Raw genomic sequence first — 22,671 nt, forward strand, 5'->3', positions numbered from 1 at the left:
AAAAATATAGATGCAAAACAAGATCACAGAACTTTTCGGCACCAAATATCCTATTGTACAAGCAGGGATGATCTGGGCCAGCGGCTGGCGATTGGCCTCTGCCGCTTCCAATTCAGGAATTTTAGGACTCATCGGAGCAGGCTCCATGTACCCGGAGGTACTGCGAGAGCATATTCAGAAATGTAAAAAAGCCACCGATAAACCCTTTGGGGTAAATGTTCCTATGCTATATCCCGATATCGATAAGATCATGGATATTATTGTGGAGGAAGGTGTAAAGATCGTTTTTACATCAGCAGGAAATCCTAAAACATGGACCTCCTGGTTAAAGGAACGCGGTATTACCGTGGTTCATGTGGTAAGTAGCGTGAAGTTTGCATTAAAAGCTCAGGATGCAGGAGTTGATGCGGTGGTGGCCGAAGGCTTTGAGGCCGGCGGACATAACGGAAGGGAAGAGACCACTACTTTTACCTTAATTCCTATGGTAAAGGAGAAACTGTCTATTCCTTTAATTGCTGCCGGAGGAATTGCCACCGGAAGGGGAATGCTTGCTGCCATGGTACTCGGAGCAGATGCCGTTCAGGTAGGAAGTCGTTTTGTGGCTTCAGAAGAAGCATCCTCACATATTAACTTCAAGCAGAAAGTAGTAGATGCCAAAGAAGGGGATACACAGTTAACCCTGAAAGAACTGGCTCCCGTACGTATGCTTAAAAATAAATTCTTTGATGACCTTCAGGAGTTGTATTCAAAGGGCCCGAGTGTAGACGAATTAAAAGAACTGCTGGGAAGAGCAAGAGCCAAGCGAGGGATGTTTGAAGGTGACCTGGTAGAAGGAGAACTGGAAATCGGACAGATTGCAGGACTGATCAATGAGATTAAACCGGTATCGGAAATCGTTGAGGAAATGATCTCCGAATTCGAAAAGACCAAAAGCGAAAGCCTGAACTTTTAGGAACGACTCTTTCGGTAGAGGGATAAAAGTCCGAATAAAGGACCGATAAACAGAATAACAAAGATATAGTGAGCATTGGTTTCATTTATCAGTGAGTTGAGTAGTTGTATACTAACTATAGTGATGGAAAAACCTATGCAGTTAACGATGGTAAGGGCCGTACCTTTAATCTCCGGACTTGCACTCTGAGCCACCAGGGTAGAGAACAGGGGAGAATCTGCAATAACTACCATTCCCCAGAATAATAGGAAGATAATAAGAAGCCACAGTGAGGCCTGCTCAAGTAGGAGCGGGGACATAAGGCAACAAATACCGGAAAGCAGTAATGCGGTAGCAGCAGTCTTTTTTACTCCCTTTTTTTCTGAAATATATCCACCTATAACACAAGCCAGTCCGCCGATGGCAATGATAAGGAATGACCACAGGGGAATATTGAGATTGATTTCGGGATGTATTTTGAGGTAATTGGTTAAAATGACCGGAACAAACACCCAGAAGGCATAGAGTTCCCACATATGTCCAAAATATCCGAAAGCTGCTTTTTTAAAGGGAGGGTTTTTAAAGATCCTGTAAATAGCGGAAAGGTCCAGTTTCTTTCCGGCCTTTCTGTACGGACCATCCGGTACCAGGCCTAAAATAATAAAGCCGCCGGAAAGGCATAATAAAGAGGTGCCTTTTATGACCATTCTCCACGGAAGGTTACCACCAATACTTTTTAAAAGATGAGGAAAAGCGGTCCCTAAAACCAGGGCACCCACCAGAAATCCAAGTGCTTTTCCCAGGCCTTTTTCATAATAATCGGCTGCGATTTTCATTCCTACCGGATAAATTCCCGCAAGGAAGAAACCGGTAAGAAAGCGAAGACTTAGAATGGTTGTCAGGCTCTGTCCTTCAATAACGATCAGGAAGTTTGCCAGGGCTCCGAAAACCGCACTCAGAAAAAAGACCCTGGACGGTGGAAAACGATCAGCCAGGTTTAAGAGTGCATAACTTAATGTTCCGCTGATAAAACCAAACTGAACAGCCGAAATTATATGCCCGAGGTCTTTCTCCGAAAGCTGGTAGTCGACGATGAGGTTCGATATGACCGCATTTCCTGCAAACCAGAGTGAGGTACAGAAAAACTGGGCAATAATAATAGCAGGAAGAATATATAAAGGCCTTTCTCTCATTTGTTATTGCTCCATTAATTTATTGATCTGCGCATATTGCAGCAGCATAATGGTTTTGGCGTCTTTGATAGTTCCTTTTCTGATCATTTCCAGGCTTTCGGTAAAATCCATTTCAATCACTTCAATATCTTCATGCTCGTCGGGATGTCCTCCACCTTGTCCCACTTTCATTTCTGCTTCGTATTCGGCGATAAAAAAATGCAGGATCTCGGTAACCGATCCGGGAGACATATAGGATTCGAATACTTTTTCTATCCTGCTTACCCGATAACCTGTTTCTTCTTCTGTTTCCCTTTTGATAGCATCTGCCGGATGATCGTTATCCAGCAGGCCGGCAGGTAATTCGATCATCATACCGTCTTCATTGCCGTTTATATAGGTAGGCATTCTGAACTGACGGGTAAGGATAACGGTTTTATGTTCTTTATTGTATAGAAGGATCACCGCTCCGTTACCCCTGTCATAGGCTTCCCGGTTCTGGTTTTGCCAGCTGCCGTCGGGTAGCTGATAATCAAAATTCACCTTTTTTAAGGTGTACCAGTTATCGGAGAGGATATCTATCTTTTTTATTTTGACCTGCTTGTTCTGCATGATATTTACTTACCATTGATCTCAATCCAATAACCGTCGGGATCTTGCAGATATATCTGCCTTACACCATCGGGCCTTGGGTTAGTCGCATTTAGTTTCCCAAACCAATTTTTGTATTGAATATTTTTTTTGCTCAGATGTTTTCTGAAGGCATCCAGGTCATTAACCGAAAGTGCAAAATGAACCCCCTGATGATGACTGATGGAATTCTCTTTGTCTTCAATGATATGTAACTGGGTACTTCCTCCCATAGAAAACCATCGTATGTGTTCCATTTGAGTGGCATCTTCAATTTCTTCCAGGAAAAGAACATCCGTGTAGAAGGAAACGCTTTCTTTCAGATCCTGTGTCAGAATGGCGAGATGATCGAATTTTAAAGTCTGTTTTTGCCCATAACAAAGGCATTGAATAAAAATAATGGCGGTAATAAGAATATGTTTCATTTTTTAAATAATATGTGCTTTCAAGATACTATAATTAGTAACTTTAGCATAATATATTTTAAAATTTAGGTAAGATGGAAAAGGCCAGAGGTTACTTTCAGGAGATCCACCCTGTACTTCCCGTTCAGGATGTGGTGACCGCTCTTCGTTTTTATGTAGAAAAGCTAGGATTCAATGTTGCTTTTGCTGATGATGAAAAAGAACCTACCTATGCCGCTGTGAAGAGAGATAATATTGAGATCCATCTGCAGTGGCACGACGCGAAAGAGTGGGAGGTGGCTGTAGACCGGCCCATGCTGCGCTTTGTTGTTCAGAATATCGAAGGCCTTTTTGATGAGTATAAAGACAAGGATGTCTTTCACGAAAGAACGGCATTAAAGGAAACTCCCTGGGGTACCCGGGAATTTGCTTTCTACGACCCGTACAAGAACGGACTCACTTTTTATCACGATCTGTAGATTGTTCTTCTTTTCCGATCCTCGCTTCTATCTGCTTTAAAATTTCTTCAGCATTTAATTTATAGCCCTGAACGGAGCGCAAATGGTTATTGGATGCCAATACATTATGAGCGGCAACCTTTGTTTTATAATCGTTGCTTTCCGTAAAATAGGTAACCATATCCTCATTGAATGTTCCCTTTGTCCAGTTAACAAACCACGGATACTTTTTAAAACTCTCCAGGTTGCTGAGGACATCTTTTTCCATACGTTCATTACTCTTTTCAATTATCTGAATATAGATCGTATAGAATTGTGTAATATCTGTGATCAGGCTGTCTTTCTCCGAAGTATGGTCATTGGAAAAGGTCTTTAATAACTCAAATCCCTTTTTCTGGATAAACATTGGCCGGTAGAGAGTTACCAGACTGGGACAGGCCGGGCACTCCTTGTAATTGTCTTTGGTTATTTCACCTTCAATGATCCGGTTACTGTTCTTTATACTTTCTTCATAATATTTAATAACATCGGAGGCCACAATGGTATCGGTTGCAAGATCATAGGAAACGGTACGAAGGATACTTTTTAATACTTTTCTGGACTTTCTTGCTTCATTCCAGTTATTGATCTGTAAGGCGAGAAGAATACCGATAACCACCAGTACCACTTCTCCAAGTGCATACAAAATGTACTTTGCAATTCGGTTTTTCATGAACATATTTACGCGACTGTTTTTGAATACTCTTAACATGGTTTAGTTATCAATTAGCAATGAACAATTAGCAATTATCAATTAGCAATTATGCTTAATCTTAATACTTTGTACCTAGTACTCAACATTTAAGCCAACAACTATCAACCATCAACTAAATCCAACCTTGATCTTAATACTCTGTACTCAATACTCACATCTCCGACACTCAAAAATTAAAAATATTGAATTTTAAATGGGTAGTTTTCAACACTCAACACTCAACACTCAACACTCAACACTCAACACTCAACATTCAAGCCATCAACCAACAACCATACCCTTAATACTCAGTACTCACTACCCACATCTCCGTACTCCGCCCACGTGCCGCAAAAGCTTTAGCGGAGGCGCAAGCCTTGACGAAGCAGTAACACCCCTAAAGTCCCCTCAAGGGGACAATGCTAAAGATCAATGATAAATATCCAAATCCCAAATTCCAAAACTCAAAAATTAGAAATGTTGAATTTTAAATGAGTAGCTTTCAACACTCAACACTCAACACTCAACACTCAACACTCAACACTCAACACTCAACACTCAACACTCAAGCCAACAACCATCAACAAACAACAAACAACTATATCCAACCATAATCTTAATACTAAGTACTCAGTACTCACTACTAATTAAACCCCACTTGCCCTTTTACAGATTCGAACATTTTAGCTGAATCAAATCCAACTCCGTCCTTAAATACGGTTTCCATTTTTCGGATGTTCTTTATATCGGCTTGCAAATCGCCATTGATCAGGATGAGGTCTGCCTTTTTTCCTTTTTCCACAGTTCCTATTTCTTTTTGCCTGCCCAGGAACAATGCTCCGTTATAAGTGCTGATTTTAATGGCTTCGGTTACCGAAAAACCGGCCTCTACAAAGATCTCTATCGTACGCTGATTGGCATAACCGGCCACTGTTCGTCCCGCACCTGTCGGATCGGTACCTGCAACCAGGAGTCCGCCCTTTTCATGGAAACGCTTTAACCATTGCAGGTTTTTATTAAAAAGCGATATGGATGCCGCGTCCCGGTTAAGCCTTCTGTTATACCCTTGTTCTACCCGTTCTCTGACCTGCGGAGCCAGCGCATCCAATCCTCCTCCGGGAACTACCTCATGACCCGTATAAGGTTCAAAAACCACGGGAGTGGAGGTAACGGCAGTTTTATTGGAGATCAGCAGGTCTATAAGACGGTTTATTTTATCGCCGTCAAGATCTTCGTTGGCCAAAGCCGTTCTGGCCGCAAAAGGATCGCAGATATTTTCGGGTTTGTCATTAATAAAATCACTGGAAGCCATAAAACCGTGTTCCAGGTTATCAATACCAATTTCCGAAGCTTCTTCATAGGTTAAAGAACAGAGGTGTCCGGTAACTTTTAAACCTCTTTTATGTGCTTCGTTCACGGCGATCCTCAGATCTTCTTTGGTAATATTGTTATAGACTTTAAAGGAAGTAACCCCCTTATCGGCCCAGTAATTAACGATCTTGGACACTTCTTCGGCGTTCCCGATAAAACCAAGTTCGGGAACGCGCGGACCTTCCCGCTCAATAAAGGGCCCCGTAACATCCATTTTAGATCCCGTCATTTTTCCTTCATTGATCCACTTTTTTACATTGAGATCGGTTTGAGGCTGAATACTACCACCTGTCCTCATAGTCGTTACCCCTCCGGCAAGATATAGCCTTGGAAAAGTAAAGGTCATTTGCCCTACACTGAACCAGTTTTCAAAAGGTTTGGTATAGAATAAATGCTCGTGCAGCATCACCAGGCCGGGAATAACCGTTTTTCCTGTTCCATCAATGACCTTTGCTCCCTGAGGAACGGTAACCGATGAAGTGTTCCCTATATCCTGGATCCGGTCTTTATTCAGAACAATGGTTTGCCCTGTTTTTGGTGCGGCTCCGGTTCCGTCAATAACCGTAACATTGGTAATAGCAACCAAGTCGGAATTTACATTTATAAAGCGTTGTACTTGCGGAGTGAATTGCTGTGCATCGATTTGCAAAACAAACAATGCGCATAGAAAGAGGAGTAGCGTATATTTTTTCATTTAGTCTTTTTAATTACTAAAGATACATTTATCTGAAGAATTTTGGTAAAAATGGAGTGTTTTGCCGGCTTAAATGATTCTCATAAAACCGGTATGATACAGAAAACCCGGAACAACATCCGGGTTTTAAGCTAGAGTACACGATTTTTTTAATGTTTCAGGCATTTAGTTTTGTACTACTATTTTAGCATTTAATCCACTAAGGTCTTGGCGGTAGGTCCAGATCTCTTCGGTAACACCCTGAATAGCTGCTTCGGCTTCTTTCATGAATTTTTCAAAGCTTCCTTCTCCGAAAACCTTGGTGAAGTTTTCCGCAAATTTATCAGGTTGCCCCATCATTGCTATATTTTTATAAAAACTCACCCAGGCTACATCCCGTCCGTCATGAGATGCCAGCTCACTGGTATAGGTCCCGAAAATGGCTTCGGGTTGTGTTGTACTGACAACCTTGTGTACCTTTTTAAGGATCTCCATCATCTTGGGCTCTGCAAAGTTTTTCACATCAATAGCCATCACTTTTACGACGTTGAGGTCGAAATCTGCAGGGAAATTGGATAATTCGGGATGAAACCTCCAATAGGTCAGATTACCGCCTTCGGGCAGTACATAAGGCAATACATTGGCATTCCAGTCTTCGTCATGACCTTCTTTTTTAGGACGGTTCTCCATGGCGCTCCACGGCTGAGGCCCCATGATCCAGACATATTTACCAACATTGGGTCCGCTGGAAACAGCATATACCCTGGCGCCGTAGGCGGTCTCATTGTGAAATTTCCGGTTGTGTGCTGCTACCCCTTCTTCAAACTGTTTAATTTTTGCAGGATGAACAGCAATCAAGCCATTTTCTAAAATACCATACTCTTCCTGATCCTGGGAGAGAACTAATAGCGGGGCCAACAAGAATAATAACAATAGATTCTTCATAATAGAAATATTTAAATGGTTAATAATCGTTTTGAATTTCAGCATAGAGCCGAAACAGGTTTTTCTTTTTCGATTCTAACCACAACAATTGGTTTTTAAATATTTCTCTTTTTCATTTAGAATTTAATTGACACGGGCGATGCTTCCGTGTTCTCTGGTGGGGGTAGAATTTTGAGTTTACATAATCCTGACTGCACATCACGGACGTGCGTACAAGCCGATCCACAGTAATGGCAGATTAAAAAAATCCGGATCAGACGGAGAGACAGGGAATTGAGTATTTGCAGAATAATGAAACTATCCGCTAAAAAAGTAATCAGTCTTGCTCATTAAAAAGTTTTCACAATTGAGCTGCAAATACAATTATTACCCGCAGCACAGGCAGTGATTATATTCTGATAAGAGTTGCGATATTCCGTTTCAGGTGAGATATAAGGTTGATTATTTGTTAGGTGAAAAACGAAATACTATTGTAAATATATGAAAATTAGTTGATTAACTGTGTGTTTAGGCATTTTAAAGAGTTATAGTACCCTTTTATTTACCACCTTTTTAAGGTTCCTGAAAATTTACCGTAGAACTGATCCTGGCGCTTAATTCTTCATTCAGCTTTAGTAATTCCTGAAGTTTATTGATCACAGAACTGGAGATCACATACAGGTTTGCCAGCATACTATCAAATTCCGGGGAACCAAATTCCTCTCTTAACCTGTCCATATTAAGAGCGTTGTTTTCGTAATAACTATCATCAAAAACGGTTTGAAGATTAACCCCACCCAGGGTCTTAAAGAAGGGCCTGACTTCCGTTTTTATGGTTTCGGTCAACTCTCCGATAGTTACTTCGGCTGCAGTATGATCTCTGAAATATTTATTAAGGGTACTTCGGATATCTTCATCAGAAATATTATCGGGTGCTCCCTTATGATTATCAGCAGTTATCGAATACAGGTCTACCACGATAAGGATAAGGTCGTACCTGCCGCCTTCTATAGGTTCTGCCAGCTTACGGGATTCCAGGTACAATTGCTTTTGTAATTGCTTTTGCGCTTCTAAATATTCTATGTCTCCTTTCAGGTTCTCATGGTCTTCCTTCAGATCTTTGAGAATGTTTTCCATAAGCCTTGTCTCTGCTCTACGCGCCTTGCGGCCTTCATTCCAGTTATTGATCTGTAAGGCTATTAATATTCCGAGAACAACCAGAACAATTTCACCTATGGCATAGATGAAATATTGGGAAAGCTTATTTTCAGATAATAGCTTTCCCCTTAGTTTTCTAAAGAAATGGATCATATATCTTATTCCTCATTTTTGTATTTATCAAACCAGGCCAGTACGCTGGCGATCTTGGCAATGAGATTGCTAGGCCTGTTTGCAATTCCGTGTGAAGCTCCCGGAATACGTACCATGGCGCTTTCTACCTTCTGTAATTTTAAGGCAGCGTAAAACTGCTCAGACTCCGCGATAGGAGTCCTGTAATCTTCTTCACCCGTCAGGAGCATTGTTGGGGTGGTAACATTACCCACATAAGAGAGGGGGGAGCGTTTCAGGTAATTTTCCGGATTCTCCCAGGGTTTATTGGCAAACCAGTATTTGTAGAAAAAACCGGGATTGTCTGCATACAGCACAAAACTGTACCAGTTAATTACGGGCTTGGCCACAACAGCGGCTTTAAACCTGTCTGTTTTGCCGATGATCCATGCTGTGAGTACTCCACCGCCACTTCCTCCGGTAACATAGAGGTTCTTATCATCTACATAGCCTTTTTCGATCAGCGCATCCACACCCGACATCAGGTCGTCATAATCGTGATTGGGATAGTCGTGATGAATAAGGTTCCCGAATTCTTCCCCATAACTGGTGCTTCCTCTCGGGTTGGTATAAAAGACCACATAGCCGGCTGCAGCGTATAACTGAACTTCGGCCGAAAAGACCGAACCATAGCTCGCAAAAGGACCTCCGTGTATCTCCAGGATCATGGGGTACTTTTTATTGGGATCAAAATCGGGCGGGGTAACGACCCATCCCTGTATTTTTCGCTGGTCATAGGAAGACTCCCACCAGATCTCCTCTACCTTTCCCAATTTCCTGAAAGAGAAGAGATCGTCGTTTAAACGGGTAATCCGTCTGTTACTTTTTTTATAGGACGTACCCAGGTCTGCCGGATGTTCGGTACCACCCAGGGTATACGCCATCTTGTCGTTGGAAGATACCGAATAGGAAGCTGCATTATAAGGCCTTCCAAGGGACAGTCCACCGAGGTTTTCCACCAGGGTACTTACTTTTCCTCCCGATGTGATATACCCGATCTTGGTATCTCCCTCGTCGTCATATTGAAAATAAAGACCTTTTCCGTCCTTTGCCCATTTTATACTCTGGATATTCCGGTCAAAATTACCGGAGATCAACCGGGAATTGGAACCATCCGTATTCATGATATAGAGTTGGTTCAGCTGATATCCCTGATACCTGTCGTCAAAACCGGTATAAGCAATGCTTTTCCCATCGGGAGAGAGTGCAGGACCTGAGTCGGGGCCCTTTCTGCCGGTAAGTTCCTTTACAGAACCGTCTTTTACATTCAGTTGATAGATCTCACTGTTCAAAGGCTCAAATTCATTGTCCTTGTGAAGATTAGCCGAAAAATAAAGTGTATTGTTGTCGTTTGCCCAGATCGGCGCCCCATGATCATTGTCCGAAAAAGTTAACTGCCGGGGTGTTCCTCCGTCTGTAGATAAGGTAAATATCTGCGTATAGCCTCCTTTCAGATATCCGGCTCCATCCGAGCGATAGGTCATTTTATCTATATAAACCGGAGGAGAATTCCATTTGGCACCTTCCGGTTTCGGAGGTAATTTAATAATGGATTTGTTTTTCTTGGGTACAAACATGGTAAATGCCAGATAACGATCGTCTTTAGACCAGGAAACCTGTCCGGGAGCCCGGGGAGTATTGGTTAGGGCAACCGTTTCTTTCGAATCCATCCACATCATATACAATTTCATTTTGTTGTCCTTGCGATTCGACTTAAAGATGATCTTTTTCCCGTCATGAGACCACCGCGCGTAAAAATCATTCTGATTTCCGGTAGTCAACGGCCGGTTATTGGTCCCGTCAAAATTCACGATCCACAAATTGGAAAGGTTCCGGTCTGTCATTATATCCTTGAAATTGCGAACGTAGATTATTTTGCTGCCGTCCGGAGATATCTGAGGATCCGAAACATACTCCATACTAAAGATATCGGTTAGTTGGAGCTCAGATTCCACCTGACCGTACGATAGGGTAGCGAGTATCAGGAAGAGGATTGATATTTTAAACTTTTTTGTCATGATCTTCTGTTTAAGGTTCACTTCAGAATGTTTTAGATAGTATTATTCCTTAACTACACGAATACCGACATATTTGCTGTTTATCATGCTGCTGTCGTGCTTATCGTGAAAGTCATAGGCACTGTAACCATAGCTTCCGTTGTCATAGTATTCCGCTACGTTACCACCCAGATCGTAGATCTCAGCTTCCCCGACCTTGGTGCTTTTGTTCTTTCCTGCCTTTTTAAGCAGGGTAGACTTCAGTTCTTTTAATTTTTCTTTCAGCATGGGAACTTCATCTTTTGTAATAGCGTAGCCTGCCCAGTAATTAAGAGTATTTGCTCCCGAAGCTGCTTTATGTGCTTTCTTATGAAGGTTTTCCGCCTCCTTAGCGGTAGGTAACCTGTAAGTGTCACCTGTTTGCTGGCTTAACCAGTTTACATAGGCTTTGGCATCGTTATGGCTTACTACTGCCGGATAGTTATCCTGTCCCGCCTTAAAGTTAAAAGCAGGTTTGAATGCCTTGAACTGGGCATTGGTCACTTCAAAACGACCTAAGGAAATAGAATCTTTCTTTACACTTACTGTTTCCGGGATCAGGATACCGTTTTTCATTTCGCCAAATAAACCATCTACTTCTCCGGCCTGCTGCACTTTTAAAAGAGAGGCCAGGGGGCTGTCTTTTTTAAAGGCTTCATTCTTTTCCGGGCTTTTGCTTAGTAAATAAGTCTCGATCCAGGTGATCTCTTCCTTCATTTTACGAAGCTGATGTGTAATCTTTCCAAGGCCGTGTGGCTGTCCCGGGAACCAAAGAAAACGCACTGGTGTTTTACCCACCTGTTGCAGGCCTCTGTAATATTCCCAGCCCTGATCCCGTGGAACTGCCCGGTCTTCACTTCCGTGGAAAATGATAGTGGGTGTCCTGATCTTTTCGATCTCGAACAATGGCGATTTGATCAGGTATTTTTCATTGTAGAATTTACCGTCTACATCATCCCAGGGGGCTCCCCCGAAATAAGATTGGTCAAAACTTACCCCAAAGCGACAGGTACCGAAATCGGAGGTCCAGTTTACATCTCCTGCACCGGGTGCCGCTACCTTGAACATCTCCGGATATCTTACCGTAAGCATGGTGGTAATGATGGCTCCGTTGGACCAACCCATCGTCCCCATCTGAGATTTATCTATTTTTCCCTGTTGATGGAGGACTTCTATTCCTTTAACAATATCTTCCATCTCCGGTTCGTAATAATTGCCCTTTATACTTTCTACAAAAGACAATCCATGATTGGAGGAACCGTGATAATTGGGTTTTAATACGAACATCCCTTTTTGAGCCAGAAGGTTAGGGTAGGTGCTCCAGCGCTCGCTCCAGAGGTCGAGATCGGCCCCGGCCGGCCCACCGTGAATAGAAAGCATCAACGGGTAACGTTTCCCTTCCTGATAGTTCTCGGGATAATAGAGTAGGCCGGTAACTTCTTCACCTTTATAACCCTTCCAGGTCATTACCTCGCTCCTTGTGATAGATTTTTTGGCGAGACCTTTATTGAGTTTTACCAGCTCCTGTTCATTGCTGAATTTATTTCCGTTAAGATCGGCGATAAAGAACTTCGGTAGTTTGGAGGAAGTAGAATACTGATAGACTACTTTATCACCATTATCGGAAACCGTGTAGATGGAAGTATGGTCGTTCTTTTCTCCCAGGTTGATATTGGACCTGGACCAGCTGTTGCCGTTCTTTCTGTAATAGGCCAGTCTTAAAGTAGCTCTGTTGGCCAGGGAAACGATCACATCGTTCCCGACTACATCATAGCCTCTTCCCATACCCATATCCCATCTTAAATTTACCTTCTGATGGGAATTACTACTTATGGTATAATAATATAATTCGGTTATTCCCGCTCCGTTCCACTTGGGATCGGAAGCGTGGTCAGACATAAAATAAAAACCCTTACTGTCTTTGCTGAATTGCATTCCGAAGGAAGGGAATTCAAGATCGGTAATGATCTGGCGGGTGGTTCCCTGCTCCAGGTTTACCAGGAAGTAATAGGGATCCTTTTGTGCATCCGAAGCATAACTTCTGCTTCTGCCCATCGAATATACCAGCCATTTTCCGTCTGGAGATACGGTATACGCCCCCAGGGGTTTTTTATTGGAAGTAAGTCTTTTAACCGATTTATCCTTCAGATTAAAAGCGTAGATATGGTTAGGTTTCCAGTGAAGGGAATCTTCCACGACAATTACATTGTCTTTTTTGGTTTCCAGTTCGGATTCGTAAAGGGTCTTTCCATCATTGGACCGGAATAACAGGGTGTTTTTATCCTTCCATTGCAGGCCGGAGATCCCGTTTTTAAATTCCTTTATCTGGCTTGCTTCGCCTCCGTAAATACTCATCTTCCAGAGCTTGTTTCCCTTTGCCCTGGAGGAAAGGAAATAAATACTCTCTCCGTCCCTGGAAAAAATAGGGCTGTAGTCATTGTCATCTCCGTTGGTTAACTGAACGGTACGATACATCCCGTCTTTTTTCATATTCAGCCTGGTCAGGTAGATATCGGATACAAAACGGTCCTTTTTCTTTACCCCCTTGCGTTTGGTCCACAGTACCATATTTCCATCCGGGGAAACTGATACGGAACCAATAGATTCGGTATTGATAATATCTTCTGGGGTCCAGCGGGAAGGGTCGTTTTGTGCAACGGAAAACTGAACCTGAAGTAAACAAATAATAAACGAGAATACGAATAATTGTTTTTTCATATTAGTGATTTGGTGTTTGAAAGAAGTAATAAAAATAGCAGGCCGTCCGCCGGAAGCGAATAGCCGAATACAGGAATTCCTAAAAAGAAACCCGAAAAGAAAAGTCGACATTGATCTTTTTAGTTGGTTGATAAATAAGCAGCTAGTGCCTGTTCTATGTAAATATATGAAATAATCGGCTAGGTACGGACAATGAAAATTACCCGTATTTTATGTTTTGAGATATAAAATGTGGTCTGTAATTACATATTTACAAACTCATAACCCGCCAGTTCAATCCCGCTAAGATCGAACTCGGTTTCATTGAGCATGATCCCGTGTTCCAGATAGGCTTTTAAATTGGCCATCCAGAATGTCCAGCCGTTACTGCATCCGTAGAAGATCTTGAGCTTATTGTCGTCATCTGTCGGGATATTGGCTTGTGTAAGTGTCAGGAGGACAGCTTCTTTTTTGTCTTCCAGGGTGACTGTAACCGTGCAATCTCCGGCAAAGGAGAATACCACCCTGTCGGTACCATTGGCCTCCAGGACCTTTCCTTTTTCTTCTCCGTCCCAGTTATGCCATCTCCAGCTGTAGGAATCTCCGTCCTGTATATTTTCTTCTGCACCTCGTCGGTTTCCGTTTGCTGAAGTATAATCGGCTCCTCTTAAAAACCAGGAAGTGATCCCTTCTTCTGTCCCCCAGCACCAATACAGCTTCTGCATAGATGCCTTAATATGTATCTTTTTGGTAAACGAATCGAATGATAGTGTTTTCATGATTGGTCGTTTTAATTAGTGATCGGTGAACAATTACTGAAACTTTTTAATGACTAAAGCACGATGGATCTGACGCCCCAGTTCTGCAAGAAAAGGAATGCCAACTTCCTCATACTCGTACTTGTCATCATTAAAGATACCATCTTTATTAACATGTATTGTGGCTGTTAAAAGAAATTTAACGTCGTTCTGATGATCTTCTATATATGCACAATCGGTCACATATCCGTAAGCTTGCCCCACTTTATTGTAGATATTGATATAGTCGGGGATGCGCTCTCTGGAATCGCCATACATAAAGAATTTGACATAGCTGTCGTAATAATCGTCGCTCTTGCTATAATTTACGGTTTCCCTAGGAAGCACTTCCATTCTTCTCAGCAGAGCTCTGCGATCTTCGTTATCCAGACTGAATCGCTCATGCTTTTCAAAAGCCTGAGGAAAAATAACCCGTTTCAATGTATTGTGCAGAGTGCTTAGCGGAGCGTAGTTCTTTAAGGAAAAATCGAAGGGTTCTTCTACGAGCTTTCCATCCTCATAATACCCTTTTCCTTTTTTCAACCTGGCGATGGTCAGGGGGAGTACCATACTGTCCTGAATGGCTTCCGTAGAGACCAGGGTAGAATCGTTTAACTGGAATATAAGGGGGCGGGTCACAGAATCATCGGCATCCGGAACTGATAAGCGGTGTGCCAGCCTGAACGGACCAAGGCCCTTTTCCTGCATTTTTTTATTGACGTAGTCCCTGCCCATGTATTCGTAGAGCTTATTAAAAGCTTTATTTTCGCTAACGGCAAATATTCTGGTGATCTGCCTCATAAAATCCGATTTGACCGTATCCCCTTCTACAAAAAATGGAGTATTGGAATCGAACTCTTTGTCCTGAAACATCTTTTCCATGGCCAGCATAGCCACCGGGAATTTTACTGTACTTGCCGGGTAGAAGTAATTATTGTCATCCAGCTGAAATTCGTAATCCACAAAGGATACTCCGTCTCCTTCCTGAATGATCTCCGAAAGGATGATCTGTACTTCGTATTGCTCCAGGCTGTCCATAACCCGCTTAATTTTTTCTTCATCCGAAGAAAGGGCATAGGCAAGAGGATCGCTTACATCCGAAGAACAGGAAAATACCAAAAGAATACTGAGTGCTGCCGCACAATTAACGAGGACGCGTATAGCTTTTACGCTTTTTAAGGATCTTATTCTCATAAGCTTCAAAATATACCGGAACCGAGATATCTCCGGCCTCCCGGACAACAAAATGTAAATGCGGACCTCCGGTAAAGCCCGTAAGCCCTGAAATCCCGATAGGTTGCCCTTTTTTTACGTGTTCGCCTGGCTTAACAAGAGTACCCTGATAGTCCAGGTGAACATAGGAAGCAGTGGTTCCATCACTATGCAAGATAATAATTCTATTTGCTTTATTAATATATTCCCTGCCACCGTGTTCCGTAAAATCCTTCTGTACCAGCGCTACAATGCCTTCCCGGGCAGCGCAGACCGTGTCTCCGATCCGGAGGTTAAAATCTATGGCATATTTAGACCGGACAGACCTATGCGATTTCTTCCCGTTAAAACCCTGGGTAACTTTATAGGTCTTTCCTTTTTTATAGGGAAGAGCGTAGAGGTAATTGTCGTCGTGATCAGAATTTGCAGGATCTCCCATGGTATTGTTAAGATGAAAGATGTTATTCAGATCCAGCTTCCCGATCTCCTTAAGTTTTTTTACTGGAAGAGCCAATACATTCGAAATACTGTCATTTGCAGCAATTACAAAGTAATCCTTGTAGCGGATACCGAGATATTCGTATTCCTTTTTAAGTTCCAGCTTAAAATTGTAAGGCGCGTAGTAGTTGTTGCGCAATCCGATATAAACCGTGTCTTCCTGTACCTCCCTGAAATGAGATATTCCCTGAGCATTCAGACCTGTTGAAATGAATAAAAGAAAGAATAGAAGTTTACGCATCCTTACCTGTATCTTTTGTATTTTTTTCCTTTCCTGAGGGTCTTACCTTCGTATCCCTCGAAGTATACGGGGATCGCTTTATTATTTGCGGCTCTTACCACGAAATGAAGATGAGGGGTGGTCGTAAAGCCCGTAAAACCGGAGATCCCTATTGCCTGTCCCCTGGAAACCCTGTCGCCGGGTTTTACCAGGACCCCGTTCTTCACCAGGTGCACATAGGCTGCTGTAGTTCCGTCGTCGTGAAGCACGGTTATAAGATTGGCTTTGTCTATAAAATCCCTGCCTCCTCTTTCATTAAACTGATCTTTTATGCGAACAATAATACCTTCCCTGGCGGCGTAAATAGTATCTCCCACAGGTAAACCGAAGTCGATGGCGTAACGCGACCGCTCCGAACTATGTGAAAAACCTCCTCCGAAGGTCTGAATGATCTTGTACTTCTTGCCTATTTTATACGGAAGCGCATATATATAATCCAGATCAGGATCGATTTCCCGGGAATTTCCAATAACTCCGTCAAAGCTGATGTATTTATTGAAATTTATTTTTGAAGTATCAGATTCGATCCCTATTGGGATCCTGAGAACGGCCTTAATAGTATCCCTGCTTTTAAGGAGGAATTCTCTCTTTACTTTTATAGAAGCTGCAAAACTGTCTTTGGGAGTAATTTTAAATTCTATGGGCGCGTAGATATTATTTACAATATCCAGATAAATGGAATCGCCTACAATTCTTTTTTTGAAGTTTACGTCCTGTGCATTGGTAAGGAAACAACTCAGGAATAAAATAAAAATAACTTTATTCATCTCTGTTTTTTTATCAAAAGATGAATAAAGTTATAAAAAGTTTCAGGTTTTAGACCTTATCTACTTTCTCTGTCGTAATCTACCCATTTCTTATTGAGGTAGATATCATCTCCGAAATACCTGGCAATTTTTAGAAAAGCATCAGGTTTCTGATATCCCGGAACAGGGGAAAGCATTTCAAATTTTTCATTGAGGAAAACCGTAGTGGGATAACTGAGGCGCCCCTGCATTAGAGCAGCAGCCAACTCGTGATAACCCTTTCTTCCCGAAGGAATGAACTTATAGGTTTTTCCCTTGAAATTAATATCTTCTTTTCCTTCTCCATCCAGTTTGACCATATAAAAATGCTCATTCATATATTTGGAAACTTCAGGATGGTTAAAGGTATCTTTATCCATACGTTTACACCAACCGCACCAGTCGGTATAAATGTCTACAAAGATCTTTTTTGGATTCTTGTCTTTTGCGGCTTTTTCAACGGCTTCTTCCCAACTCATCCATTGAATCGCTTCATAGGGTGAATTGAAAGATGTTGTAGCTATAAAAGCTAAAAGCAGTAGGGCAGGGCGTGCAATTTTTAACATCATGACAACTAGATAAATAGGTTAACTTAGTAGTAAAGATAGTAAAAAACTAACATCTGCCCCTTTTTTTTTAACTTATACCAGCTCTTTTACCGGAAAATTTATCTCTGCTTCCACCTGGTTTTTGATCAGATCATCAAAGGTTTCCCTCTTGCGGATCAGATGCGCCTGTCCCTCGTGCCAAAGCACCTCTGCCGGACGATACCTGGAGTTGTAATTGCTAGACATGGTAAAGCAATATGCACCCGCATTCTTAAAGCAAAGGATATCTCCTTCAGATATTTCACTGATCCTTCTGTTACTGCCGAAAGTATCGGTCTCACAGATATAACCCACTACAGAATAAAAGCGTTCCCTTCCCTTCGGATTGGAAACATTTACGATCTGGTGATTGGATCCGTAAAGCATTGGACGGATCAGGTGGTTGAAACCGGAATCCACTCCGGCAAATACGGTAGAAGTTGTTTGTTTTACCACATTAACACTTACCAGAAAATTACCTGCTTCACTTACCAGGAATTTACCAGGTTCAAAAGCCAATGTAAGCTCTCTTCCGTATTCTTTGCAGAAATCGTTAAATCTCTTGGACAGTTTTTTACCGAGCTCTTCTACATTGGTCTGAATATCTCCTTCTTTATAGGGAACTTTAAAGCCACTTCCGAAATCTAAAAATTCGAGATCCCTGAACTGCTTTGCCGTATCGAAAAGGATCTCAGATGCATAAAGGAAAACTTCTATATCCAGGATATCACTTCCGGTATGCATGTGAATTCCGTTGATCCTCATATTGGTATTCTCCACAATTCTGATCAGATGAGGCATCTGGTGCACACTGATCCCGAATTTAGAATCGATATGACCTACCGAAATATTGGAATTTCCTCCGGCCATAACGTGAGGGTTGATACGGATGCAAACCGGAATATCGGGATGCTTTGTACCGAATTGTTCAAGAATAGACAGGTTGTCTATATTGATCTGTACTCCCAGGGCAGCTACTTCTTCAATTTCCTGAAGAGAAACTCCGTTGGGGGTAAAGATGATATCTTCGGGTTTAAACCCGGCCAAAAGCCCGAGCTTTACCTCTTGTATAGATACAGTGTCGAGACCGCTGTCCAAAGAATTCATCAGCTTAAGTATGCTGAGATTGGAAAGCGCCTTTACCGCATAATTCAATTTCAGATTGGGAACTTTTTTGAAAGCCGATGTCAAGCGTTCGTATTGCGAAATAATTTTTTCGGAATCATACACATAAACCGGACTCCCAAACTCCCTTGCGACGTTCAGTAGATCTTTGTTATTCATATCCGTTATTCATAAAGTAATTAGGACAAATGTAATCGAAAATGGGATTGCCTGAAATAAAAATATAGGAGAAATATAAAAATTCAACAAATTGTTATAAATATAACTAATATGTGTTTTTCAGGCCCTGTTTAATAGATCAATATTTTGTAAATTTAAAACAAAAACGAGCAAATGCGTACTCTTCCCTTGTTTCCGCTTCAGGTTGTTGTATTCCCCAGGGAGAGAATTCGCCTGCATATTTTCGAAGAACGGTACAAGCAATTGATAAGTGATTGTGAGAGCAACGGGCACAGTTTTGGTATCCCAACCGTACTGGAAGGGAAGATGTCATACGGAACTGAGATAAGGCTGCTGAAGATCGTTAAAAGGTATGAGAACGGCACCTCCGATATTCTGTGTGAAGGAGGAAATATTTTTAAGATAGAAGATTTCTATAATCCTATGCCCGATAAATTGTACTCCGGTGGGAATGTGGTCTTTGTAGATCATATCAATGACAGTGTAGATTCTCTTAAAGATAAGGTGCTGAAGCTGATCCGGGAGTTTTATGAGTTACTGGATCTAAGCCCTCCCGAAATTGAATACGATCAGTTTACGAGTTTTACCCTGGCTCATAAGCTGGGTTTTTCCCTCGCACAGGAATATGAATTACTCCAATTGATCTATGAGAGTGAGCGCCTGAATTTTATCAAAGACCACCTCCGAACGGTCATCCCTATCATCACAGAAGTCAACCGAACCAAGAAAATAATAGGCCTTAACGGGCATTTCCGAAGGTTTGATCCAATGGACTTTACCGATATAAATAACGAGTAAATCCAGTAACTTTAAGTTATTCTCAGATAGGAGTTATCCCTTCCTTCGACTAAAGCTTCCGATAGTTAAAAATTAATTGGTTTAATATACCAACGTTTGTTACTTTTGTGACGCTTAAATATTGAACAATCTGTTATGAATTTACACGAATATCAAGGAAAAGAAATACTGGCAAGTTTTGGTGTACGCATCCAGAGAGGTATTGTAGCACACAATGCACAGGAAGCTGTAACTGCCGCAAAGCAGTTAACTGCCGAAACCGGAACCGGATGGCATGTAATTAAAGCTCAGATCCACGCCGGAGGAAGAGGAAAAGGCGGAGGAGTTAAATTGGCTAAGAATCTTCAGGAAGTGGAGGAAATTGCAGAAAACATCATCGGGATGAATCTGATCACTCCTCAGACGTCTAAAGAAGGTAAGAAGGTACATCAGGTACTTGTTGCCGAAGATGTGTATTATCCTGGAGACAGTGAGACTTCCGAGTTTTATATGTCGGTACTTCTTAACAGAGGGAAAGGAAGAAATATGATCATGTATTCTACCGAGGGTGGAATGGATATAGAAGAGGTTGCAGAAAAAACTCCTCACCTGATCTTTACTGAAGAGGTTGACCCTTCTATCGGATTGATGCCGTTCCAGGCAAGGCGAGTAGCTTTTAACCTGGGATTAAGCGGAGGAGCTTTTAAAGAAATGGTGAAGTTCGTAACAGCATTATATTCTGCTTATATTAATAGTGATGCTTCCTTATTTGAGATCAACCCGGTTCTGAAAACATCAGACGATAAGATCATGGCGGTAGATGCCAAGGTTACCTTAGATGATAACGCATTGTACAGACATAAGGACTATGCGGAGATGAGAGACCTCAGAGAAGAGAACCCGATAGAGGTGGAAGCCAAGGCGGTGGGTCTTAACTATGTAGACCTTGACGGAAATGTAGGATGTATGGTAAACGGAGCCGGACTGGCAATGGCAACCATGGACCTTATCAAGCAGGCAGGTGGAGATCCTGCTAACTTTCTGGATGTTGGAGGTACGGCAGATGCAAAACGTGTGGAAACCGCTTTCAGGATCATCTTAAAAGATCCTAACGTAAAAGCGATCCTGGTTAATATTTTCGGAGGGATCGTTCGTTGTGACCGTGTTGCTCAGGGTATCGTAGATGCCTATAAGAATATGGGAGATGCAATTCAGGTGCCTATTATTGTTCGTCTTCAGGGAACTAATGCCGAACTGGCCAAGGAGATCATCGATAACAGCGGATTGGAAGTTCAGTCGGCTATCGAATTCCAGGAAGCAGCCGATAAAGTTCAGGCCGTTTTAAGTTAGACTTTACACAACTTATATATAGAAGCAGGCTCCCGGAAATTCCGGGAGCTTTTTTTGTTCGTTTTTGTTACTAAAAGATTTAAATACAGGAAGTTATTCTTCCACTGGAATTCCCTGTTACCGTTCTGTTAAAAAAGTTAAACAATGGTTAAACTTGGGCGACAGATGTAACATTTTGCCTGATTTCCAAGTCTTTTAAGTATAAATCAATAAAAAACGAACTATTATGAAAAAAATCGGTATTTTACTACTGGCCCTGGCCTTTAGCTTTGCCAGTAGTGTTTCTGTCTACGCGACAGAACCAACAGATTCTACAGAACCAGCGAAAATGATCTCTAAGCAGATCGGTAAATTATTAGAAGACCCACACTTCCCTATAGAAAAGGATGAAGTAGCAGAAGTAAGATTCATGCTTAATGACAAGAATGAGATTGTAGTGTTAACAGTTGATTCCACTAACAACCAGGTTGAACGCTTTATCAAAGCCAGACTCAACTATATTAAGTTAGGAGTACAACTAGATGAGAAAAGCAAGGAATATAAAGTTACAGTAAAATTGGAGGCTGATTTTTCATGAATGTAGGAATAAAACTTACTGTATCTTAAAAACTCCCGTGTAGCGGGAGTTTTTTATTTTGTATAACTGCTCAATTATTTCTACATTCATTGCACCAAAAAAGGCAATTTGAATACAGAAAAAGAAAAGCTCAGTTTGTTGTCAGACCTGATTGCACTAGCCAAGGCAGATAATGAAATAAGAGAAGCCGAATACGAACTCATCCTAGCAGTAGCCAACCAGTTGGGAGTTGATAAAGCAACCCTCGATAAGTTGTTCGATACCAAAGCAGAACGTGTACCCCTTAAACTGGAATCACAAAGAATACTTCAATTTCACCGATTGGTGCTCCTGATGAATGTCGATGGAGAGAACCATATAAATGAAATGGAGACCATCCATAATATCGGTTTGAAAATGGGACTGAACCCCATGGCTATCGACCAGGTATTAAAGGTAATGTACGAATACCCCAACAGGGTAGTGCCTCCGGAAGTACTCGTCGGGATCTTCAAAGCACATTATAATTGATCGGAACTCCGATTATCCATCCGGCATTTTTGTCAAAAACTCAACTTAAATTCCTTTAATTAGGACATTTTGTCATTTCAAACAATCGTTTTTATGACATAATGTCTTTATTTTTTTGATGGAACAACTTTTGTCAATATCAGGTTGTGAATCGAGAAAGTTTAACCTTAAAGAATAATAAAATGAGTTTAGTTAAAAGTAAAAAAGATATCTGGTTTCCTGCATTGTTTGATGAGTTATTAAATCCCGACTGGCTGGGAGGTACTGAGAATGTTAAACCTCATACACCGGCGGTAAATATCCTGGAGTCTGATAACGCATTTGTTCTTGAATTAGTAGCTCCCGGAAGGAAGAAAGAGAGTTTCAATATTGAAGTAAACGAAAATGTCCTGACGATCTCTTCTGAGAATAAAAGCGAAAAGGAAGAAAAGAATGCAGAGGGAAAATACACGCGCAGAGAGTTCAGTTTCTCATCTTTCAAGAGAACTTTTACACTGCCCGAAACTATAGATGAAGACAAGATAAATGCACAATATAAAGAAGGTGTTTTAGAGGTTACGCTTCCAAAAAAAGAGGAAGCTTTACCAAAACCCAAAAGAATGATTGAGATTTCATAATAAGTTGAGTTTAGTTAG

The 22,671-nt window shown here is 41.7% G+C and carries 22 protein-coding genes; 7 read left to right on the forward strand and 15 right to left on the reverse strand.

Going from position 1 to position 22,671, the window contains the following annotated elements:
- Nucleotides 1-10: 10 nt before the first annotated feature.
- Nucleotides 11-952 (forward strand): NAD(P)H-dependent flavin oxidoreductase, encoded by a 942-nt coding sequence (locus GWK08_RS18635; RefSeq protein WP_163608751.1) that lies wholly within the window; start codon nucleotides 11-13, stop codon nucleotides 950-952.
- Here the strand turns inward: GWK08_RS18635 and GWK08_RS18640 are convergent.
- From GWK08_RS18640 to GWK08_RS18650, 3 genes are read right to left on the reverse strand one after another with little or no spacing between them, the layout of a single operon-like run.
- Nucleotides 949-2,124, reverse strand: coding sequence for an MFS transporter (locus GWK08_RS18640; protein WP_163608752.1), 1,176 nt, complete (start codon nucleotides 2,122-2,124; stop codon nucleotides 949-951). The genes GWK08_RS18635 and GWK08_RS18640 overlap by 4 nt on opposite strands.
- Before the next feature lie 3 nt (nucleotides 2,125-2,127).
- Nucleotides 2,128-2,715: a GDP-mannose pyrophosphatase NudK gene (gene nudK / locus GWK08_RS18645; protein WP_163608753.1), complete on the reverse strand. Its 588-nt coding sequence runs from the start codon at nucleotides 2,713-2,715 to the stop codon at nucleotides 2,128-2,130.
- A 5-nt stretch (nucleotides 2,716-2,720) separates the two neighbouring features.
- The gene (locus tag GWK08_RS18650; RefSeq protein WP_163608754.1) at nucleotides 2,721-3,158 is read right to left on the reverse strand and encodes a VOC family protein; all 438 of its coding nucleotides are present in this window, start codon (nucleotides 3,156-3,158) and stop codon (nucleotides 2,721-2,723) included.
- 74 nt (nucleotides 3,159-3,232) lie between these two features.
- On the opposite strand from GWK08_RS18650, the gene GWK08_RS18655 reads away from it, so the two are divergent.
- Entirely contained in the window at nucleotides 3,233-3,616 is a 384-nt protein-coding gene (locus GWK08_RS18655) for a glyoxalase superfamily protein (RefSeq protein ID WP_163608755.1), read from the forward strand.
- Here GWK08_RS18655 and GWK08_RS18660 read toward each other — a convergent pair.
- The 12 genes from GWK08_RS18660 to lysA form a co-directional block, all read right to left on the reverse strand.
- Nucleotides 3,594-4,307 carry a DUF6090 family protein gene (locus GWK08_RS18660; protein ID WP_163608756.1) on the reverse strand — a complete coding sequence of 238 codons (714 nt, stop codon included), beginning with the start codon at nucleotides 4,305-4,307 and terminating at the stop codon, nucleotides 3,594-3,596. The genes GWK08_RS18655 and GWK08_RS18660 overlap by 23 nt on opposite strands.
- Nucleotides 4,308-4,971: 664 nt before the next feature.
- A complete protein-coding gene (locus GWK08_RS18665; RefSeq protein ID WP_163608757.1) occupies nucleotides 4,972-6,393 on the reverse strand; it encodes an amidohydrolase family protein in 1,422 nt (473 codons plus the stop codon).
- Between the two features lie 165 nt (nucleotides 6,394-6,558).
- Complete coding sequence (locus tag GWK08_RS18670) at nucleotides 6,559-7,317, reverse strand: hypothetical protein (protein WP_163608758.1); 759 nt, start codon at nucleotides 7,315-7,317, stop codon at nucleotides 6,559-6,561.
- A gap of 552 nt (nucleotides 7,318-7,869) precedes the next feature.
- On the reverse strand, nucleotides 7,870-8,607 hold the full coding sequence (locus GWK08_RS18675) for a DUF6090 family protein (protein WP_163608277.1): 738 nt from the start codon (nucleotides 8,605-8,607) through the stop codon (nucleotides 7,870-7,872).
- Between the two features lie 5 nt (nucleotides 8,608-8,612).
- Nucleotides 8,613-10,643 (reverse strand): S9 family peptidase, encoded by a 2,031-nt coding sequence (locus GWK08_RS18680; protein ID WP_163608759.1) that lies wholly within the window; start codon nucleotides 10,641-10,643, stop codon nucleotides 8,613-8,615.
- Nucleotides 10,644-10,685: 42 nt separating this feature from the next.
- Nucleotides 10,686-13,379 (reverse strand): S9 family peptidase, encoded by a 2,694-nt coding sequence (locus GWK08_RS18685; protein ID WP_163608760.1) that lies wholly within the window; start codon nucleotides 13,377-13,379, stop codon nucleotides 10,686-10,688.
- 242 nt (nucleotides 13,380-13,621) lie between these two features.
- On the reverse strand, nucleotides 13,622-14,137 hold the full coding sequence (locus GWK08_RS18690) for an SRPBCC family protein (protein ID WP_163608761.1): 516 nt from the start codon (nucleotides 14,135-14,137) through the stop codon (nucleotides 13,622-13,624).
- 33 nt (nucleotides 14,138-14,170) lie between these two features.
- Entirely contained in the window at nucleotides 14,171-15,349 is a 1,179-nt protein-coding gene (locus tag GWK08_RS18695; RefSeq protein WP_163608762.1) for a serine hydrolase, read from the reverse strand.
- On the reverse strand, nucleotides 15,300-16,106 hold the full coding sequence (locus GWK08_RS18700) for a M23 family metallopeptidase (protein WP_163608763.1): 807 nt from the start codon (nucleotides 16,104-16,106) through the stop codon (nucleotides 15,300-15,302). The genes GWK08_RS18695 and GWK08_RS18700 overlap by 50 nt, the downstream gene beginning before the upstream one ends.
- 2 nt (nucleotides 16,107-16,108) lie before the next feature.
- Nucleotides 16,109-16,912, reverse strand: coding sequence for a M23 family metallopeptidase (locus GWK08_RS18705; RefSeq protein ID WP_163608764.1), 804 nt, complete (start codon nucleotides 16,910-16,912; stop codon nucleotides 16,109-16,111).
- A 56-nt stretch (nucleotides 16,913-16,968) separates the two neighbouring features.
- Nucleotides 16,969-17,499, reverse strand: a complete 531-nt coding sequence (locus GWK08_RS18710) for a thioredoxin family protein (protein ID WP_394352007.1) — start codon at nucleotides 17,497-17,499, stop codon at nucleotides 16,969-16,971.
- A gap of 72 nt (nucleotides 17,500-17,571) precedes the next feature.
- Complete coding sequence (gene lysA, locus GWK08_RS18715) at nucleotides 17,572-18,801, reverse strand: diaminopimelate decarboxylase (RefSeq protein WP_163608765.1); 1,230 nt, start codon at nucleotides 18,799-18,801, stop codon at nucleotides 17,572-17,574.
- A 174-nt stretch (nucleotides 18,802-18,975) separates the two neighbouring features.
- Between lysA and GWK08_RS18720 the strand changes: the two genes are divergently transcribed.
- The 5 genes from GWK08_RS18720 (at nucleotide 18,976) to GWK08_RS18740 (ending at nucleotide 22,653) form a co-directional block, all read left to right on the forward strand.
- Nucleotides 18,976-19,620 (forward strand): LON peptidase substrate-binding domain-containing protein, encoded by a 645-nt coding sequence (locus GWK08_RS18720; RefSeq protein ID WP_163608766.1) that lies wholly within the window; start codon nucleotides 18,976-18,978, stop codon nucleotides 19,618-19,620.
- A 135-nt stretch (nucleotides 19,621-19,755) separates the two neighbouring features.
- Entirely contained in the window at nucleotides 19,756-20,949 is a 1,194-nt protein-coding gene (gene sucC, locus GWK08_RS18725; protein WP_163608767.1) for an ADP-forming succinate--CoA ligase subunit beta, read from the forward strand.
- 226 nt (nucleotides 20,950-21,175) lie between these two features.
- Complete coding sequence (locus GWK08_RS18730) at nucleotides 21,176-21,526, forward strand: hypothetical protein (RefSeq protein WP_163608768.1); 351 nt, start codon at nucleotides 21,176-21,178, stop codon at nucleotides 21,524-21,526.
- A gap of 108 nt (nucleotides 21,527-21,634) precedes the next feature.
- Nucleotides 21,635-22,036, forward strand: coding sequence for a tellurite resistance TerB family protein (locus GWK08_RS18735; protein WP_163608769.1), 402 nt, complete (start codon nucleotides 21,635-21,637; stop codon nucleotides 22,034-22,036).
- A gap of 182 nt (nucleotides 22,037-22,218) precedes the next feature.
- Nucleotides 22,219-22,653 carry an Hsp20/alpha crystallin family protein gene (locus tag GWK08_RS18740; protein WP_163608770.1) on the forward strand — a complete coding sequence of 145 codons (435 nt, stop codon included), beginning with the start codon at nucleotides 22,219-22,221 and terminating at the stop codon, nucleotides 22,651-22,653.
- Nucleotides 22,654-22,671: the final 18 nt, after the last annotated feature.

This window comes from Leptobacterium flavescens, from assembly GCF_010671605.1.
In the GTDB taxonomy this organism is placed as follows: Bacteria; Bacteroidota; Bacteroidia; order Flavobacteriales; family Flavobacteriaceae; genus Leptobacterium; species Leptobacterium flavescens.

Excerpts from the sequence above, each read along its gene's own strand:
- GWK08_RS18655 (WP_163608755.1), top strand. The coding sequence starts at position 3,233 with ATGGAAAAGGCCAGAGGTTACTTTCAGGAGATCCACCCTGTACTTCCC.
- GWK08_RS18740 (WP_163608770.1), top strand. The coding sequence starts at position 22,219 with ATGAGTTTAGTTAAAAGTAAAAAAGATATCTGGTTTCCTGCATTGTTT.
- GWK08_RS18640 (WP_163608752.1), bottom strand. The coding sequence starts at position 2,124 with ATGAGAGAAAGGCCTTTATATATTCTTCCTGCTATTATTATTGCCCAG.
- GWK08_RS18730 (WP_163608768.1), top strand. The coding sequence starts at position 21,176 with ATGAAAAAAATCGGTATTTTACTACTGGCCCTGGCCTTTAGCTTTGCC.
- sucC (WP_163608767.1), top strand. The coding sequence starts at position 19,756 with ATGAATTTACACGAATATCAAGGAAAAGAAATACTGGCAAGTTTTGGT.
- GWK08_RS18685 (WP_163608760.1), bottom strand. The coding sequence starts at position 13,379 with ATGAAAAAACAATTATTCGTATTCTCGTTTATTATTTGTTTACTTCAG.
- GWK08_RS18720 (WP_163608766.1), top strand. The coding sequence starts at position 18,976 with ATGCGTACTCTTCCCTTGTTTCCGCTTCAGGTTGTTGTATTCCCCAGG.
- GWK08_RS18695 (WP_163608762.1), bottom strand. The coding sequence starts at position 15,349 with ATGAGAATAAGATCCTTAAAAAGCGTAAAAGCTATACGCGTCCTCGTT.
- GWK08_RS18670 (WP_163608758.1), bottom strand. The coding sequence starts at position 7,317 with ATGAAGAATCTATTGTTATTATTCTTGTTGGCCCCGCTATTAGTTCTC.
- GWK08_RS18705 (WP_163608764.1), bottom strand. The coding sequence starts at position 16,912 with ATGAATAAAGTTATTTTTATTTTATTCCTGAGTTGTTTCCTTACCAAT.
- GWK08_RS18700 (WP_163608763.1), bottom strand. The coding sequence starts at position 16,106 with ATGCGTAAACTTCTATTCTTTCTTTTATTCATTTCAACAGGTCTGAAT.
- GWK08_RS18665 (WP_163608757.1), bottom strand. The coding sequence starts at position 6,393 with ATGAAAAAATATACGCTACTCCTCTTTCTATGCGCATTGTTTGTTTTG.
- GWK08_RS18710 (WP_394352007.1), bottom strand. The coding sequence starts at position 17,499 with ATGATGTTAAAAATTGCACGCCCTGCCCTACTGCTTTTAGCTTTTATA.
- lysA (WP_163608765.1), bottom strand. The coding sequence starts at position 18,801 with ATGAATAACAAAGATCTACTGAACGTCGCAAGGGAGTTTGGGAGTCCG.
- GWK08_RS18675 (WP_163608277.1), bottom strand. The coding sequence starts at position 8,607 with ATGATCCATTTCTTTAGAAAACTAAGGGGAAAGCTATTATCTGAAAAT.
- GWK08_RS18650 (WP_163608754.1), bottom strand. The coding sequence starts at position 3,158 with ATGAAACATATTCTTATTACCGCCATTATTTTTATTCAATGCCTTTGT.
- GWK08_RS18690 (WP_163608761.1), bottom strand. The coding sequence starts at position 14,137 with ATGAAAACACTATCATTCGATTCGTTTACCAAAAAGATACATATTAAG.
- GWK08_RS18635 (WP_163608751.1), top strand. The coding sequence starts at position 11 with ATGCAAAACAAGATCACAGAACTTTTCGGCACCAAATATCCTATTGTA.
- nudK (WP_163608753.1), bottom strand. The coding sequence starts at position 2,715 with ATGCAGAACAAGCAGGTCAAAATAAAAAAGATAGATATCCTCTCCGAT.
- GWK08_RS18660 (WP_163608756.1), bottom strand. The coding sequence starts at position 4,307 with ATGAAAAACCGAATTGCAAAGTACATTTTGTATGCACTTGGAGAAGTG.
- GWK08_RS18680 (WP_163608759.1), bottom strand. The coding sequence starts at position 10,643 with ATGACAAAAAAGTTTAAAATATCAATCCTCTTCCTGATACTCGCTACC.